The following is a 16,110-nucleotide window of genomic DNA, read 5'->3' as shown; positions in this document are numbered from 1 at the left end:
ATGTAAATGTATCAACAATATTGTTCTGGAAAGTTGAATTACATTTAAAGTTAGAGAATATCAAGTGAAACTTGATTAATATAGAGCCTGGACCTATCTTAATTTTAGTTGAACCTATCCAAGAATTAGCAGCCGTTAACTCATCACTTGCAGGGAAGCAGAGTGTACGGGAGTCTTATGGCTGATAACATTGGATAAATCTGCTTATAATAAAAATGATAATATTGTGTCTTACCTTTAATGAAGGCATAAAACTACTCCAGCAATATAAACCGGAGGAGGAAAACTTATATAATGATAACCTTATGCAATCCCATAAATAAAACAAATCAATTTGATGAAAGCTTAACTAAAAAAATAACAGAATTAGCTGCTATGTTCAATTGTGATATATGCAGAATATTTTTGTTTGATGATGATGAACAATTTGTAAAAGTAAAAAGTTCTTATATAAAAGATAATGAATCATTGGATAACTATAAAGATAGTGTTTACTTAAAAGATTCTACAACAAATAGTTTATTTTATTTACTTTTAAAAGAACATCAGATTATAATTTATAACAAAGGGGAAGACTCCCATAATAATGAACAATACTCTCCTTACATTGATAATATTGAAGAAGAAGTATACATACCAATTTTCTCTCAAGCTATAACTCATGATGAAATAATTGGATGTTTATATTTAGGAATGTTTAATGACCAAATAGAAATTATTGAAAAATTAAACCAATACGAAATAAGAGCTAAAATTAAGCGTATACAATATAATTTTAATGCAATTTATGAGAAGCATAGAGAGAACACTACTTTATTAAATATTATACATATATTTTTTGTGATTATAAGAGATAGAGAGCCATTTATGGTTAATCATCCATACAATGCAGCATATTGGAGTGATTCTATTGCAGAAAAATTAAAACTAAATTTGTTAGAAAGACATAATCTCTATATGGCTTCAGTGCTCCATGACGTTGGTAAAATATATATAAAACAAGCTATTCTTAATAAAAAAGGGAAACTAACTACTGAAGAGTACAATATTATAAAAAATCATTCAATTTATAGTTATAATATTGTTAAAGAAATTATTAATGGAGTAGTTTACTTGAATAATTTACCTACTATAGTGAAGCATCACCATGAGAGATATGATGGTAAAGGCTATCCTGATGGACTAAAAGGTGAAGAAATACCTTTAATGAGCAGGATAATTGGAATAGCAGATGCTGTTGATGCAATGCTATCTGAAAGGAGTTATAAAAAAACAAAGTCAATTGATGAGGTCATTAATGAGCTGCTAGAAAATAAAGGGAAACAGTTTGACCCTGAAATAGTTGATATAATGGTAGATATTTTAAAAGGTAATTTAGTAACTGATAATAATGATATAATGGGACCTATTACATGGAGTACTTTATTGTTCAGTACTAAATCAAAAGATTATGCTTTTCAAGGCAGTCTTATAAAAAGGGAATCAGGATATGAATTTCAATTTCGTGGGGATAAAAATGAATTGAGAAATTTTGATATAAATAAGATTACTAACTCAATCTTATATTTTGAAAGAGAAGAAAGGATATTTGAGTATATCCCCAAATTACAAACTTTTAAAAGAGATCATATATTTATATCGAACTTGAGTTTTAAACCTTTAAATAAATATTTTAGCCTATTATGGAATATACCTGGAAAGATTGGTATTAATAGTTCTAGTAATTATGATGTTGCTATAACTGAACTTGGAGGAGACTGCATTAAATTTAATATTGATAAGGAGAATTCCTCAAAATTAAATAAAAATGTGGTATATTTTATAGAATTTAAATTTGAAGATGAAACTCCTATAGCAGCTTCAGGTAAAATAATGAAATCTTATGAAATTGGATACAATGTTTACCATGAATTTAAATTTATAAATATTAATGAGAGCTTAAGGAGTAGTATATTCAAACATCTATTTGAAAAACAGACAAAATTAATGAGATAATATAAAAATAATGGAGGGTACTTATAGGTATGCATAAGATTCAAAATAGAAATAGGATATCATACTTTGGCGTTGGACCGTGCTATGTTGCAAGCATTACTTTATTAGCAATTATTGGCATTCATATTTCAAAGATGAAATATTTATCAGGCGGTCATTTTGAATCTCTAAGAATGTTAATGTCTGTTATTGGCACCATCGTGATTGTTTTAGGAGTTTTTTTATGCATAGAGACTGTGAAAACCAGTAAATTACTTAAACATATAAAGAATAATAAATTAATTACAACCGGTGTTTTTGCTTGGGTGAGAAATCCTTTATATACAGGAATTACCCTTATTGTTATTGGATTTATTTTTTGGGAAAATAATCTATTCCTTTTTCCGCTAATTATTATTTACTGGGGAGCTATGACACTATTGGTAAAAAGAGAAGAGGAAGCCCTGGAGAAAACATTTGGAGAAGAATATCGAGTTTATAAGTCGAGAGTAAACAGATGTATTCCTTGGTTCCCGAAACATAAATAAAGAAAAACTTTTCTCGATAATGCACAAAATTTATAATGTTTTGTGGAGTAAAAAACTTTGTCAGAAAGGATGAATCAACTTACAGGAGTGGTAAACATATACAAATTCACCCCAAATAGAAATCTCTTTTGCTTAATTTCCTTTTAATGCTGTTTTGAATATATCTAAGACATTTTTCAGCAGCTATTAGCTTTTCTAAAGGTGATATACTCTTTGTATTAAAGGGCACGACTGCATCTATCTTTAGTTTTCCAAGCCACTTATAACTATTTATAAACTCACTTTTTGAATCAGGACAGCCATAACATCTGTTTTCCTAGAGCCTATTGCCATATTAAATAGAAGATGATTGTATAATTCGTCTGCTCCATTTAACTCTTGGGAGTAATGAAAGTATCTTACAGCTTCTTCTTGGTAAGGTCTTAGAAGGTGCTTTAAATTTTTAATAATATAGTCTGGTACAGCATAGTGTCTCTTTATGACTTCATCATTTACATTTTCAGAGGATATATCATCCTGCTTTTTTAGGAGTTTTAAGGTAGGGAGTTCCAGCTCTTTTATTTTTCCTTTTGCATTAGTCATAGTCTATTCCTCCAAGTTTTCATAAAAATTTTTATTGAAGGCTGCTTCTTCATCAGTTAGATATTTACGAACTTCACTGCCGTCAATTTCTGAATAATTAAAGTAAAGCTGGTTTTTATCTATTATCTTTATAAGAAGTTTTTGATTATCTTCAAAAGGCATAGTCCAATCGATTTTTGATAAATCAGCTCTAAAATTTAGGCCTCCAACTTCTACCATGATGTTATAGACCTTTTTAAGGTCGTCTATAGTTTCAGCATTTAAGATATCCTTTATAAAGCCTGTGTTTTTTTCAAATAGTTCGGCATAAACAAAGCTTCCGCCGCCCTGCCAATTTACATCTTTAGAGATGCCGCTTTGCTCGCCTTCAATTACTTTTTGAAGTCTAGGTACTGATATTGTATTAATGTAATCCATTTGTTCAATACCAATATACCTTAAGCCCAGTTTATGTGCGACTGCAGCAGTGCTGCCGCTTCCTAGATAGAAGTCTAATATAATGTCATTATTTTTTGCGTACAGCAATATTATATCTTTTATTAATTTTTCTGGCTTTTTACCATTTTCAAACACAGTACCGCCTTCTTTTGATAGATTATTTAAATTAAATCCATCCCAAAATGTACCTTTTAGATCTTTTTTTAAGTATTTATTACCTTTGCTTTCTATAACATCTCTAAGCCATGTAATTAACCTGAACTTGCCGCCCTTATAAAACTGTTCATAAGTTTTACCTTTATTTTTCCCAGACTTGGGGATATATTCAATGCTATATAGATTAAATTTTTCGTTTTCATTTTCTAAAGCCTTCATAACTCTTGGTCTTATAGAACTTTGAGGCATTGCTGTAGTAAATATTTTATCAATGTACTTATAATAAGCTTCCATTTCAGTGATGGATTCTTCTTTTACAATCTGACCTATAGATTTAATAATTGGATTGATTCTCTTGAAAATTTTTATTTCATCACCATTTCCATCAGCTGTTGATTTTACATATACTTTATCTCCCTCATAATATAAAACTGATGTATATTTCCAGCTTACGCCGCTAGCTTTATAACTCTGAACTAAATTATATATTTCAGTGTACTTGTATATAGGGTTATATACGCTTACATTATTTATATCTTTACAAAATAAATGTATGTATTCTATATTTTTCTTAAGTTTTTTACCTTTGCCGCCGCCGCTGGCACCAGCAATATTTTTCATTTTAACAGATATAGTATTGATAAAATTTGATGATCCTAATACATTATCCATTAATACTTTTAAATATGCTTGTTCTGTTTCGTCTATTTGAGCAAATATTACCCCGTCATCACTTAATAAATCTCGTGCAATCTCTAGTCTGTTTTTCATAAATATTAGCCAGCTCGAATGGCTGTATTTATCATTATATAAAAAGTTGTCACTGCCTGTATTATAAGGTGGGTCTATATATATAAGCTTAATTTTTCCAGCATACTTATCCTTAAGGCTGTGTAAAGCAATTAGATTGTTACCTTTTATAATCAAATTGTCATCTTCGTTAAATTCTGATACAGGTTTTACACCTTCAGCACTATACTTTTTTACATTTTTAAATATCTTCTTATCAAAAAGAACGTCTATCTCGTCTTTTGCAATAATTTCATTTAAGAACATTTCATTAGGAGCTAAATCTTCTTTTTGTTTATCTTCCTTTGTCATTCCAGCTTTTAAAACTGTGTCTTTATATGGAAAATCAAGAACAACATCCTCGCATTCATCTATAAACTTTCCACCAGATGTAAGACCTATCTTGTTAGCGTAGTTTGTATAGCTATCTTGCCAGAATTCCTTATACTGAAACATATCTATAAATTCATTGAGTTTAAATATATCTGCGCCATTTACTGATATGACGAAGTCCTTATTTATAGTTTCATTGTTTAATAGGCATTGTATAAGGTTTTCATCATAAGAGTTTAAATCTTCTATAACTTTGTACCTTTTTAGTTTATTTCCATTAAAATATTTGTTTCCAAAGCTTTTGAGAATAGTTTTGACTTCAAGCATAAGTTTGCTTTCTATCACCATTTTTTATTCCCCCATATAGTTTAAAATGATAGTTTCATTGCGGCTGACAAATTGGATTCAATTAATTATGCATTTAAAATTATATCATAAAAATAGAGGACAGAGGCAGAGAACAAAATCAGGGGACATAGGACAAAAAAAACAGAGGACAGGGGACATAGGACAGAGGTTGAACAAGAAGGATATATAGTACAGTATTCATTAATAGATAATCAGTATAAAATAACAAATGTTTTTAAAAATAACGATAACTATATAAGCACAGCTTTTCCAGGTATGGTTATAAACCTAGAAGATATATTTAAGTTCTAGGATTGTCTCTTCGCTGCAAAATAGTAATAGGTATATGATCTGATGCTGGTATAAATGAAGTAGAAGCATTGACTGATAGTATAAAGTCAATGCTTCTTTTATTGTATTCATTAATATGATTAAGCTATTTATTAAATTTCACTTAGAAGGTGTATCAACAGTTGTAAATAAGTTGTAAAAAGTTATAAGTGTATGTTGGCTTTTATAGGTTTTTAACATAGAATTAATAGATGGTGATGATGAGTATGATAATATATTGTGAACAGGAAAGGAGATAGTAAAGTGGGAAATAATAATTAAAGTAATGCGGTATTCTGGTCCTAGAATGATAATATATCATCCTGCAATGTCTATTGAACACTTAATATCTAAATTTAAAAAACATTGATAGATTAGAGTTTCTAGTTTGGAACTAGAAACACTATAAAATATGGAAAAGCACAGATTAAAATGATATCATTATAAGTGACTTTGTAACGGTCAGGATAAAACAATCATACAATCAAAGGGGCTTTGAATTAAGACTAGGAGGGAAATCATGAAATTGAAAATATTCGATTTTATTGAAGAAGTTATAAAAGGCTTGGAAAAAGTAAATGATGAATTGCAAAATGAAGCTGAGGATTTGGAGACATATTTTCAACAATTGATAGAAAGCATCAATGATGGAGATATAAAGGTGAGTTCAAGAGTAAAGTCTCCTGACAGCCTGAGGGAAAAAATAATAAGAAATAATTATTATAAAAAGTATGAGTCAAGTAAGGAAGTTATTTCAAATCTTTCAGACTTGATTGGAATCAGAGTGGAATGTAGATTCATTGAAGATGAAATGAAAATATATAAAGTGCTGAAAAAACTCTTTAATAAAAGAAATGCTGATGGATATTATTATAATGCTTTGAATGAAAACATCAGATTGGAGCTGGCAGGCAAACAACCGCAGGAACAAAAGAATGGATTTGAAATTTATAGAATAGACGGAGTTTATGAAACAAATTATAGAAAAATCAAATTTGAACTTCAAATCAAATCCTTGGTCAACATATTTTGGGGGGAACTGGAACATAATATAATATACAAAAATAACAATTACAGAATAGCAGATGGGTTTTTAAAGGAACTAATGGGATCCATAAAGAAAAACCTTGCAATGATAGATAATCAGCTTCTTATAATTTATAATCAGTTCAACAGCAAAAACAGCATGGATCCAATGGTGAGAAAGTCTCAATTGGAAGTACTTCTTTCAAAAATTATTTATGACATATATTCAACAAAAATGAAAAATAGCATTGGATTCATAGTTGACTTTAAAAAGTCCTGTGATACCATAATGAAATACATTTTTAGAAGCAGCAACGCTGAAAACTTGGAGGATTATAATAAAACACTGCTGAAAACAATGGACAGATTGAATCATATCAGTAAAAATGATGTGGATTTCAATAGTGAGATAGAATTTGAAAGGGATGTACATTTCGAAGATGATTTTTCCAACATTATCGGACATGCTATTTTGAATTCTATAAATAATGAATTTCAATGGAATTTGTTTTTTAGAATATTGTTTGAAATAGAGCTTGGGAATAATGCTGAGGATTTTGAAACATTCATTAATTTCATAAGAGATAGGTTTTATGAAAATGACAATTTCCCTAGACTAAAATCAATTTTTAACGAAGAAGAGTTTGAAAGTGTAAAAAATGACATTATGCTGACAATTGCAAACAGTTTTGAAACTGTAGATTCCATAGAGTTCATATATTATGATAAAATTGAGGAAATGAATGAAGCATTAACTTTTTTCATAGATTTGATATGTGAAAAGATAAGTACATATGAGGAATGGGAAAAAACTCGCGGCATATTGCTAAATTTATTGTATTTCAAAGTTCTGTCCATTTTCGACTGCAAGATTAAAACGTATAAAGTAAAAGAACTGATTCAAACAGTTAAAGATGGTGATTATAAAATTAAAATAAGCAAAAGTATATTTAAATACATAGATAAGCTGGATGAGATGGATAATATAAAAGTTGAAGATGCAGTAAGACTTTTTAAAATTGAATTATGATGTTTTGAAAGAATGCTTAATGGATGAAATTAACAAGGAGGAAAACATATAGATGAAAAAAATTATGCCGACAGGCATTTTGATGCTGTACAGCATGATTGTAGGAGGTATTGTAGGTCTTTTGACATGGCTTTTTTTAGGTGCGATATCATTGTCAACCCACTTCTTGTGGGCTGTCCTGCCAAAAATAATTCAGGTTCATAATTGGACCATAGTGCTGTGTTTGGCTGGAGGAGTTTTGGTAGGCTTGTGCCAAAAGCACTTTGGAAATTATCCGCGCGGAATGGAAGATGTAATGGCAGAGTTCAAGGAAACTAAAAGAGTTGATTACAAGTCATTGTACAAAAGCACGATAGCTGCATTTTGCGTTCTTTCCTTTGGAGCTAGCCTTGGTCCTGAAGCGGCTTTGGTTGGACTTATAGGAGGGCTTTCGACATGGGCAGGAGACACCCTCAAATCTTTAATAAAGAAAAGGTCAGTTATAAATGAATATGGAGATATAATGACAGAGTACAGCATTGAGGCTGTAATAGGCATGATTTTTAAAACACCGCTTTTTGGTGCCACTACATTCTTTGAGGATAAAAAAGATTCAAAGCTTCTGAGAATGATAAAGACACTTGTATATTTGATAACTACTGTTTCAGGTTTTGGCGTGTTCATGCTTTTGTCAAAAATAGATAACAGAAGTACGGTTTTGGCCGATTTTGGTTCAGCAGTAGTAGGCAGAAATGAAATCATTGCCATAATACCGCTAATGCTTATAGGAATATTGTTTGCAATGTTGTATGGTTTTTTTGGAGATGTTCTTAACAAGGCATTTAAGCCGCTTGAAAATTATAAAATAGTAAGAGCTGTTGTTGGCGGACTGGTGCTGGGACTCATAGGAACAGCCCTTCCTATTGTTTTGTTTTCAGGAGAGCACCAGCTGACAGACTTGGAGGACACATATTCCCTGTCATTTTTGCAGGGGTGAGCATAGGATACGGAACTGCATTGATGTTTCCAATAGATCCAGTAACATCAATTGCAATTGTAACCACATCACTTACAAGTGGAATACTGAAAAAGCCAATTGCAGTTGTAGTCATATTGATGCTTCTGTTCCCGGTAAAATTGATCATTCCTATGATATTGGCAGCATACATTCCTATATATTTATTGAAGTATAATAAGGAGGCAGTATAAATGAGTAATATTATTTTATTTATTGTTATAGGTGTAATAGCAGGTATTTTGAGCGGACTGTTTGGAATAGGCGGCGGGATTATTATAGTACCTGCATTAGTTTATTTATGTGGATTTAATCAGCTAACAGCTCAAGGTACATCACTTGCTATTTTATTACCACCAACAGGTATACTTGCATTTATGAGTTACTATAAAAAAGGTCATGTTAACCTTCAAGCAGGAATATTAATATGTATATTTTTAGTTGTAGGCTCAGTCTTTGGAGCTAAACTGGCTCACGTCATACCAGTAGATACAATTAGAAAATTATTTGGAGTTTTAATGATGCTAATAGCTGTTAAATTAATTTTAGGAAAATAAGAATACTATTTGAATTCGGTTCAATTACTGTATATAGTTATTTATCAACTTCTATAATTTGTAATATTACTGATTCTTTGCAGCAGATTGAAAGCATGTTAAATGGTTCGATGAATAGGAAATAGGTGTATAATATTATCGCATGAGTAGGGAGCTGGGAGGCATAAAGATGAAATTAACTGTAAAGATAAGATTAAAACAGCTGAAAAAGGAAACACTATTTGAAGCATATAAAAAGGAGGAAGTCCTGTCATATTGTCAAAGATGCAGCAATTATAGTAGCAACTTTAGCTGTCCTGATTTCAAGTTTGATGCGGCAAGGTACCTAGAATTTTATAATTACGCTGCAGTCATCATGACTGAAATAGACACACAGCCTATTAAAGCACAAATGGACAATTTGAAGGCAGCTGACTTTAAATCTAGGGTCTTCAAGAACAATATGAAAGGCAAACCTGATGAGCAGGTTAATATCAGCAGTGTCATTTCCATGTATGCATTCAATGATGTCAAGGATCAGATGGCAGACAAACTGATTGAGATTGAAAAGGGCATGGACGGCGTTATTGGGCTGCCGCCGGGATCATGTACAAGATGTGAAGCTTGCTGTAAACAGCAGGAAAAACCATGTATTCACCCGGATACACTAAGATATTCTCTTGAAGCACTAGGCTTCAAAGTGTCTGACATATACAAGCAGTGTTTTGACTTGGAACTTGTTTGGACCAAGGATGTGCTGCCTGCAGCTCTTTATAGCTGCAGTGCGTTGATGACAAAAGAAAAAATAAGTGAATCCATGATTTTAGACAAATTGAACGGCATGGTGCTGTATCTTTAAATCCACTTTTTTAAAATTTCTATCTTTGTTACAATTAGATGATAACAGATAGGAGGTAAGATATATGTTAATATATGCAGTAATAACTATTACATTGGCACTTGTATTGTATACTATAGGTGTGTGGAGTGAAAAAATACAAGGTGAATTGAAAAAGTGGCATTTATTTGTATTTTACTTAGGACTAGTATTTGATACTACAGGAACCACAATAATGAGCAAGATTGCTGCTGGAGGTTTTAAGCTTAATTTTCATGGTATTACAGGTCTATTAGCAATTATTCTGATGCTTTTCCATGCAATTTGGGCAACTGTTGTATTAATTAAAAATGATGAAAGAGCAAAAGCAAACTTTCATAAATTAAGTATTGTTGTTTGGACTATATGGCTAGTGCCTTTTATTTCAGGTGCAATATTTGGTATGACAAGATAAAGAATAGATAACTTTACCCAGTACCTTTAAAAGTACTGGGTTTTTGAACAATCAGAGGGAGGTACTTTTGCCTTCTCTAATAATTTATATTGTTCTTGCTACGTCATATGCGTCCCATATAGCATTCATTATATCTGCAGTTTTTCTTGAATCTCCTATAAGATATAGTTCTTTGAATTTTCCATTGAGACTTTTAAATAATGCATTATCAGGTTTGTAGCCAACTGAGAGAACTACGGTATCTGCTTTAATAGATCTCCTCTTTGATGGTCCTTCCGAAATAATTGCAGCTTCATCAGTAACTTTAACTAGATATGAGTTTAAAACAACATCGACATTGTTAAATTTTAAAAGGTCTATAAGCATTGTCTTGTTCATGTGGGGGATAGGTTTTCCTCCTGACATAAGACCTTCAAGTGCTTCAACAATAGTAACCTTTTTACCTTGTTTGGCAAGATAAAGTGCTGTTTCACAGCCTACAAGCCCACCGCCTATAATAACAACATCATTTCCCGGCTTTTTAACACCCTCAAGTATATCTACAGCATATGCTACGCTGCTTTTATCGGCACCTGGAAAGTTAATTTTTGCAGGATTGGAACCTGTTGCTATTATTACAGTATCAGGTATTTCACTATCTATGCGATTCATATCGACTTCTGTATTCATATTTACTTTTATATTAGACTCTTTTAGTTCGTGTTCGTACCACTCCAGAAGCCTTTTGTCATCTTCCTTGAAATCAGGTTTTGAGCCTTCATTTAAGTGGCCTCCTAGTTTGTTAGTTTTTTCATACAAGGCTACATTGTGTCCTCTTAAGGAACAAACCCTTGCAGCTTCCATTCCTGCAACTCCTCCGCCAACAACCATAACTTTCTTCTTTACATTTGCTGGGACTATTTCATATTCCTTTTCACGGCATACTGCAGGGTTTACAGTACAGCATTCGGGTTTCCCTTCAAACATTCTTCCAATGCACCCGGTATGACAGCCTATACATGGCCTTATGCTTTCGATTTTCCCTTCAAGTACTTTTTTAGGCCAATAAGGGTCTGTTAGGAGTCCTCTTCCTATACCGACCATATCAAGCTTTCCTTCTTGAAGTGACTTTTCGGCAAGCTCTGGTATATCCATCCTTCCTGCAACAATTACAGGTACATTAACAACTTGCTTTAATTTTTCAGTAAGCGGGAGGTAGCAGCCGTGTTCCTGGTAAAGTGGAGGATGTGCCCAGTACCATGCGTCATAGGTGCCAGCATCTGCATCGAATGCATCATATCCGGCCTGTTCCAATATCTTTGCTGCTTCTAGGCCTTCATCTAAATCTCTTCCCATTTCCTTGAAGTTCTCTCCAGGAAGTCCTCCTTGTCTCCAGTCTTTTACATAACTCTTAATGCTGTATCTAAGGCATACAGGGAAGTTATTTCCTGCGTTTTTCTTTACCTCTCTTACAATTTCAATTGGCAGGGTAAGTCTTCCTCTAAGATCTCCTCCGTATTTGTCAGTCCTCCTGTTAAACATTGCAATTGTAAACTGATCTAATAGGTAGCCTTCATGCACAGCATGAATTTCCATACCATCAAATCCAGCTTCGGTTGAAATATGGGCAGCTTCACCAAAGCTTTTTACCATTCTTTCAACTTCTTTTGTTGTGAGTTCCCTGCAGGTTATTGAAGGGTCCCAGTAATTTGGAATGGCAGAAGGAGCAACTGGTTCTTCATCTAAAAATCCAGGTGCTCCGCTTCTTCCAAGTCCAAAAGTTATCTGTATGAATATTTTAGCTCCATATGCATGTACATGCTCAACAAGTTCTGCTGCTGATCTAATAAACTGTATGGGGTTTGTAGTTATGCACGGAAAACTAGGCATCTTAAGCTTTTCAATTTCATTTTCAGCTTTTACAGCACCAGTTATTATAAGACCAGTTCCCCCCTTTGCCCTTTCGACATAGTAGTCTACAGCCCTTTTACTCAAGGAACCTTCTGAAGTTATGAGACCAAGGTTTGCCATGGGGGCCATCGCAATTCTGTTTTTAATCTCCACATTTCCTATTTTTATAGGCTCAAATAGTTTTTTCATATTATTACCTCCGTTGTTATATTAGCTTCAAAATTAATATAACCAATGATTTAATGTATTATGTGAAGAACAGCATCAAATAATTTTAGGCTGTATCCTTTTTATCATCAAATAAAACTTTATTGAGTATTTTTGTAATTTACAATTTACCCAATATCTTTCTTTTCAAATCCCTTAACACTCATAAATATAAAAAACACCAAATATACATATACATAAACCATCATCCATACACTTGGTATGGTTGAGTTTCCTGATATACCAAAGCCCATAAGAACATTGAAGGAACCTAATGAATTAAAAATAGTAGAGATCATCTTTTTATAAGTTACTTCAAAAGGAGAAATTAAACTGGCAATTATTCCAATGGTGGAAAGAGAGACATTATTATTAAATGTTCCTACCTGCTCTATTACTCCGCCAATTGTTCCAAGTATATATATAGCTATTATTAATATTCCATTATTTAAAGTCTTGAATTTGGTACTTCCATAAAGAGCTAGTGACAATATAGTTAAAGGCTGAAGAATAAAAAACAGGAAGCCTTTAGCTAAGGCAGCTGCTCCAAAGGTTTCTACTATAGATATTTTACTTATAGTAGAAATAATAATAACTGCTGTGTAAAGAACAGCACTGTATAAAATAATAAGAACAGCTGTTCCTAGATATTTTCCTAGTATATATTCACTCCTTTTAATTGGTTTTGTTAAAATGGTCAAAATTGTTCCATTTTCTAATTCAGATGAAACTATTCCTATAGACAGCATTATAGTTAAAAAGGTTGTAAGCATACTGGAAAAATAAAATCCAATTACAGAAATAGTAGAAGAAAGATTTACAATCATATTTATAATGTCATTATTTCCAGTGAAATTCTTACTCATAAATCTAAAAGTAATGGTTAAAAGGATAAGATACAGTATAGTTAATATGCCTATAAAGTGAAAGATTTTCTTTCTGTAGATTTCTTTAAAAGTTGAGAGTGCAATTGTAAACATTATTCCTGCCCCCTTTTAACAAGTTTTATAAATAGATCTTCAAGACTATCTCTGTGAGGGGTAAGACCATAAAGTTTTCCACCGCCTGCTATAATTAATGAAGCAATGTCATGTATTTCATGTTCTTCCTTTACATGCATTTTAATGTTTTTCCCATCAAAAGTTACATCTTCATCAATCTTCTCAAGCTTATCTAAAATTTCATTATTTATATCTTCTACATGAATATCTAAAACAGTGTCTCCTTCTAAAAGGTCCTTTATTTTTCCCTGTTTTATAATGGTTCCATTACTAATAATAGCAGCGCTGTCGCAAATCAGTTCTACCTCACTTAAAAGATGACTGTTTAAAAATATAGTTTTTCCCATGTTTTTTAGTTCAAGCATAATATCTCTAACTTCTTTTCTTCCTATAGGATCTAGGGCAGAGGTAGGTTCATCTAAAAATAAAAGGTCCGGATCACAAAGAAGGGCACTGGCAATGCCTATTCGCTGCTGCATTCCTTTACTGTATGTGCCGATTTTTTGCTTTTCAGCTCCCTTTAGATTAACAATTTCAAGGACTTCTTCTATTTTTATAGAAGTAATCTTTTTATCAAGCTTATATAATGAGGAATGGAAAGACAGGAGGTCTAATCCTGTCATCCAATCTTGATATTTAAAAAGTTCGGGTAAATATCCTATTTTTTTCTTTGTTTCAATATCACCAATAGGTCTGCCTAATATACGTGCACTTCCTGAAGTAGGAAATAATAATCCTACAATGGTTTTTATAAAGGTACTTTTTCCTGCACCATTTGGACCTAAAAATCCATAGATTTCGCCTTGGGGCACAGAGATGTTTATATCTCTGCAGCCCTTATTATTTTCATATATTTTAGAAAGGTTTTTTGTTTCAATTACCAATTATATCACCTCATAGATTTTGCAATTTCAAGCATTTCATTTTTAGTTATATTACCACTAATATCAACTAAAACATCATCCTTAAGAATTAAAATATAGGAATATTTATTTTCGCTGTTATTTTCAAAATGTCCAACGGCTTTCATGCCATCAATATTTAATTCTTCAAGCTCATTATCTACGTTAGGAACATATAAAGTATTTTTCCAGTCCTTCATGGATTTCAACTGTTTTTGTATATCAGGCGGCAATATAGAAAGCTCTGAAAGAGCATTAAATATTTCATCAACATTTGTATCAGAAGGTGCAAGGATTTCAGGCACTTTGCTTTCTGATACATATATACGTTTGTTATTTGCAGCATCTTTATAATTAATATTTAACGTTCCATCCATTTTCAAAGAAAAAGTTTTTCCATCTAAATCTTTAGGAAATACATTTTTTTCTCCTAAAGATTTAAGAAGCTGATTTATATTTTCCACATTTAGAGTAAAATCAATTTTTGAAGGTTTATTTATGGCAATACTCTCTGTATTTTTCTCTGGTATATTTTTAGGAACTGATATTGTGAATGGTAATTCCTTTTTTGCTTCCTCCATAGTTACAGTCTTTTCTTCGCCGCCCTCAAAATTAACTTTACCTACTTTATCAATATTAATATTTGATTTGTGTTCATCAAGTGCTTTTTCAAGTTCTTTAACATCATCTAATGAAATATCTACACTTTTCATATCATTTGCTCTAAAAATTGAAACTGCATTAATAACTGCTGCTTTTATAGGCTGCACCGTAACACAAGTAGTTAGTACAAAAACTGCACATGCAGCTGCCGCTATCTTTTTATACTTTTTCATACTTTTAAACGCCCCTTTTTTATTCTTTACTTCAATATTCATACTTTCTGTTTTTATATGATTTACATTAAACTCTTTTCTATAATTCTGAAGTTTTCCAACAGCAAAGTTGTTTACAGAGTTTAATTCTTTATAAGTTTTTTTGCATTTTTCACATTGAAAAAGATGCATTTCTACTTCTTTTATTTCAATATCATTAAGCTCTCCATCAATATATGCTTGAATGATTCCTTCACTTGGACACTTCATTTTTATTCACTCCTTTTTCTACATTTAAGTATTTCTCCTTAAATTTTGCTTGTGCTCTCGATACAAGTGTGCCAACAGAGCTTTTATTAACTCCAATTACTTCCGCAATTTCGCTGTATTTGTATCCTGAAAATTTGAGAAGCAGACACATACGGTCCCTAGGTGAAAGCATATTTAGCACATTTTTAGTTAAATCTACTTCACAATTATTGATTGCAGCTTCTTCAATTGAAACTATATTATCCATTTCTTTTTCATAAATCACTTCGTTTTTCCCTTCGTGAATTCTTTTATCTCTTATATAGTTATATGAAATATTAGTAGAAACCTTATTTAACCACGCAGCAATATTGTTATGATCAGGTGGTGAATTATATAATTTCATAAATACCTCCTGTGTTAAATCCTCAGCTGCATGCATATCCCCAGTGAGGTAGGAGATTCTTCTGAAAATGGTGTCATAATATTTTTCATATGCAGTTTTAAAATTTTGATCATCTTTTTTCTTTTTAAAATAACTGATAACACCCATACTGCTAACTGTTTTCCTCCTCTCTAGGTAATGTTGTTCAAAAGCTTTTGACTTATTTGGTTTCTATAATATTAACACATAAGAATTAAAAATTATGACAAAGATTATATTTGAAAA

15 protein-coding genes and 1 pseudogene are annotated in these 16,110 nt (G+C 31.8%); 9 read left to right on the top strand and 7 right to left on the bottom strand.

The features are described 5' to 3' along the window. Positions 1–294: 294 nt before the first annotated feature. Together EBB51_RS11565 and EBB51_RS11560 are read left to right on the top strand one after the other, a co-directional pair. On the top strand, positions 295–1,995 hold the full coding sequence (locus EBB51_RS11565) for an HD-GYP domain-containing protein (RefSeq protein ID WP_123054590.1): 1,701 nt from the start codon (positions 295–297) through the stop codon (positions 1,993–1,995). Positions 1,996–2,024: 29 nt separating this feature from the next. Continuing rightward, the gene (locus EBB51_RS11560; RefSeq protein ID WP_123054589.1) at positions 2,025–2,522 is read left to right on the top strand and encodes an isoprenylcysteine carboxylmethyltransferase family protein; all 498 of its coding nucleotides are present in this window, start codon (positions 2,025–2,027) and stop codon (positions 2,520–2,522) included. Between the two features lie 270 nt (positions 2,523–2,792). Here the strand turns inward: EBB51_RS11560 and EBB51_RS11555 are convergent, their stop codons facing one another. Both EBB51_RS11555 and EBB51_RS11550 read right to left on the bottom strand, forming a co-directional pair. Then, complete coding sequence (locus EBB51_RS11555; RefSeq protein WP_123054588.1) at positions 2,793–3,104, bottom strand: hypothetical protein; 312 nt, start codon at positions 3,102–3,104, stop codon at positions 2,793–2,795. Between the two features lie 3 nt (positions 3,105–3,107). Beyond that, positions 3,108–5,168, bottom strand: a complete 2,061-nt coding sequence (locus tag EBB51_RS11550; RefSeq protein ID WP_123054587.1) for a site-specific DNA-methyltransferase — start codon at positions 5,166–5,168, stop codon at positions 3,108–3,110. Between the two features lie 67 nt (positions 5,169–5,235). On the opposite strand from EBB51_RS11550, the gene EBB51_RS13990 reads away from it, so the two are divergent. From EBB51_RS13990 to EBB51_RS11515, 7 genes and pseudogenes are all read left to right on the top strand, one after another. Further along, the gene (locus EBB51_RS13990; RefSeq protein WP_279221796.1) at positions 5,236–5,358 is read left to right on the top strand and encodes a hypothetical protein; all 123 of its coding nucleotides are present in this window, start codon (positions 5,236–5,238) and stop codon (positions 5,356–5,358) included. A 396-nt stretch (positions 5,359–5,754) separates the two neighbouring features. Continuing rightward, on the top strand, positions 5,755–5,868 hold the full coding sequence (locus EBB51_RS11540) for a nitrous oxide-stimulated promoter family protein (RefSeq protein WP_123054586.1): 114 nt from the start codon (positions 5,755–5,757) through the stop codon (positions 5,866–5,868). A gap of 150 nt (positions 5,869–6,018) precedes the next feature. Next, the gene (locus EBB51_RS11535) at positions 6,019–7,554 is read left to right on the top strand and encodes a hypothetical protein (protein ID WP_123054585.1); all 1,536 of its coding nucleotides are present in this window, start codon (positions 6,019–6,021) and stop codon (positions 7,552–7,554) included. Positions 7,555–7,606: 52 nt separating this feature from the next. Then, positions 7,607–8,742: pseudogene (locus tag EBB51_RS11530) on the top strand (chloride channel protein). After that, a complete protein-coding gene (locus tag EBB51_RS11525; protein ID WP_123054584.1) occupies positions 8,743–9,105 on the top strand; it encodes a sulfite exporter TauE/SafE family protein in 363 nt (120 codons plus the stop codon). A gap of 169 nt (positions 9,106–9,274) precedes the next feature. Further along, the gene (locus EBB51_RS11520; protein ID WP_190285280.1) at positions 9,275–9,943 is read left to right on the top strand and encodes a DUF2284 domain-containing protein; all 669 of its coding nucleotides are present in this window, start codon (positions 9,275–9,277) and stop codon (positions 9,941–9,943) included. 64 nt (positions 9,944–10,007) lie between these two features. Next, positions 10,008–10,376, top strand: coding sequence for an HsmA family protein (locus tag EBB51_RS11515; RefSeq protein ID WP_123054582.1), 369 nt, complete (start codon positions 10,008–10,010; stop codon positions 10,374–10,376). Between the two features lie 84 nt (positions 10,377–10,460). Here the strand turns inward: EBB51_RS11515 and EBB51_RS11510 are convergent, their stop codons facing one another. The 5 genes from EBB51_RS11510 to EBB51_RS11490 form a co-directional block, all read right to left on the bottom strand. Next, a complete protein-coding gene (locus EBB51_RS11510; protein WP_123054581.1) occupies positions 10,461–12,455 on the bottom strand; it encodes an FAD-dependent oxidoreductase in 1,995 nt (664 codons plus the stop codon). A 146-nt stretch (positions 12,456–12,601) separates the two neighbouring features. After that, on the bottom strand, positions 12,602–13,453 hold the full coding sequence (locus EBB51_RS11505) for an ABC transporter permease (protein WP_123054580.1): 852 nt from the start codon (positions 13,451–13,453) through the stop codon (positions 12,602–12,604). Beyond that, positions 13,453–14,358 (bottom strand): ABC transporter ATP-binding protein, encoded by a 906-nt coding sequence (locus tag EBB51_RS11500; RefSeq protein WP_123054579.1) that lies wholly within the window; start codon positions 14,356–14,358, stop codon positions 13,453–13,455. Before EBB51_RS11500 ends, EBB51_RS11505 begins: the two co-directional genes overlap by 1 nt. A gap of 5 nt (positions 14,359–14,363) precedes the next feature. Then, on the bottom strand, positions 14,364–15,461 hold the full coding sequence (locus EBB51_RS11495; protein ID WP_123054578.1) for a zf-HC2 domain-containing protein: 1,098 nt from the start codon (positions 15,459–15,461) through the stop codon (positions 14,364–14,366). Next, a complete protein-coding gene (locus EBB51_RS11490) occupies positions 15,445–15,993 on the bottom strand; it encodes an RNA polymerase sigma factor SigX (protein ID WP_123054577.1) in 549 nt (182 codons plus the stop codon). The genes EBB51_RS11495 and EBB51_RS11490 overlap by 17 nt, the downstream gene beginning before the upstream one ends. Between the last annotated feature and the right edge of the window lie 117 nt (positions 15,994–16,110).

The organism is Clostridium sp. JN-1 (genome assembly GCF_003718715.1).
GTDB lineage: Bacteria > Bacillota > Clostridia > Clostridiales > Clostridiaceae > Clostridium_AV.
Note: the sequence above shows the minus strand (reverse complement) of the source record. Positions and strands in the feature narration are given on the sequence as shown.

Coding starts and splice junctions, on each gene's coding strand:
- EBB51_RS11565 (WP_123054590.1), top strand. CDS start 295: ATGATAACCTTATGCAATCCCATAAATAAAACAAATCAATTTGATGAA.
- EBB51_RS11560 (WP_123054589.1), top strand. CDS start 2,025: ATGCATAAGATTCAAAATAGAAATAGGATATCATACTTTGGCGTTGGA.
- EBB51_RS11555 (WP_123054588.1), bottom strand. CDS start 3,104: ATGACTAATGCAAAAGGAAAAATAAAAGAGCTGGAACTCCCTACCTTA.
- EBB51_RS11550 (WP_123054587.1), bottom strand. CDS start 5,168: ATGGTGATAGAAAGCAAACTTATGCTTGAAGTCAAAACTATTCTCAAA.
- EBB51_RS13990 (WP_279221796.1), top strand. CDS start 5,236: ATGCATTTAAAATTATATCATAAAAATAGAGGACAGAGGCAGAGAACA.
- EBB51_RS11535 (WP_123054585.1), top strand. CDS start 6,019: ATGAAATTGAAAATATTCGATTTTATTGAAGAAGTTATAAAAGGCTTG.
- EBB51_RS11525 (WP_123054584.1), top strand. CDS start 8,743: ATGAGTAATATTATTTTATTTATTGTTATAGGTGTAATAGCAGGTATT.
- EBB51_RS11520 (WP_190285280.1), top strand. CDS start 9,275: ATGAAATTAACTGTAAAGATAAGATTAAAACAGCTGAAAAAGGAAACA.
- EBB51_RS11515 (WP_123054582.1), top strand. CDS start 10,008: ATGTTAATATATGCAGTAATAACTATTACATTGGCACTTGTATTGTAT.
- EBB51_RS11510 (WP_123054581.1), bottom strand. CDS start 12,455: ATGAAAAAACTATTTGAGCCTATAAAAATAGGAAATGTGGAGATTAAA.
- EBB51_RS11505 (WP_123054580.1), bottom strand. CDS start 13,453: ATGTTTACAATTGCACTCTCAACTTTTAAAGAAATCTACAGAAAGAAA.
- EBB51_RS11495 (WP_123054578.1), bottom strand. CDS start 15,461: ATGAAGTGTCCAAGTGAAGGAATCATTCAAGCATATATTGATGGAGAG.
- EBB51_RS11490 (WP_123054577.1), bottom strand. CDS start 15,993: ATGGGTGTTATCAGTTATTTTAAAAAGAAAAAAGATGATCAAAATTTT.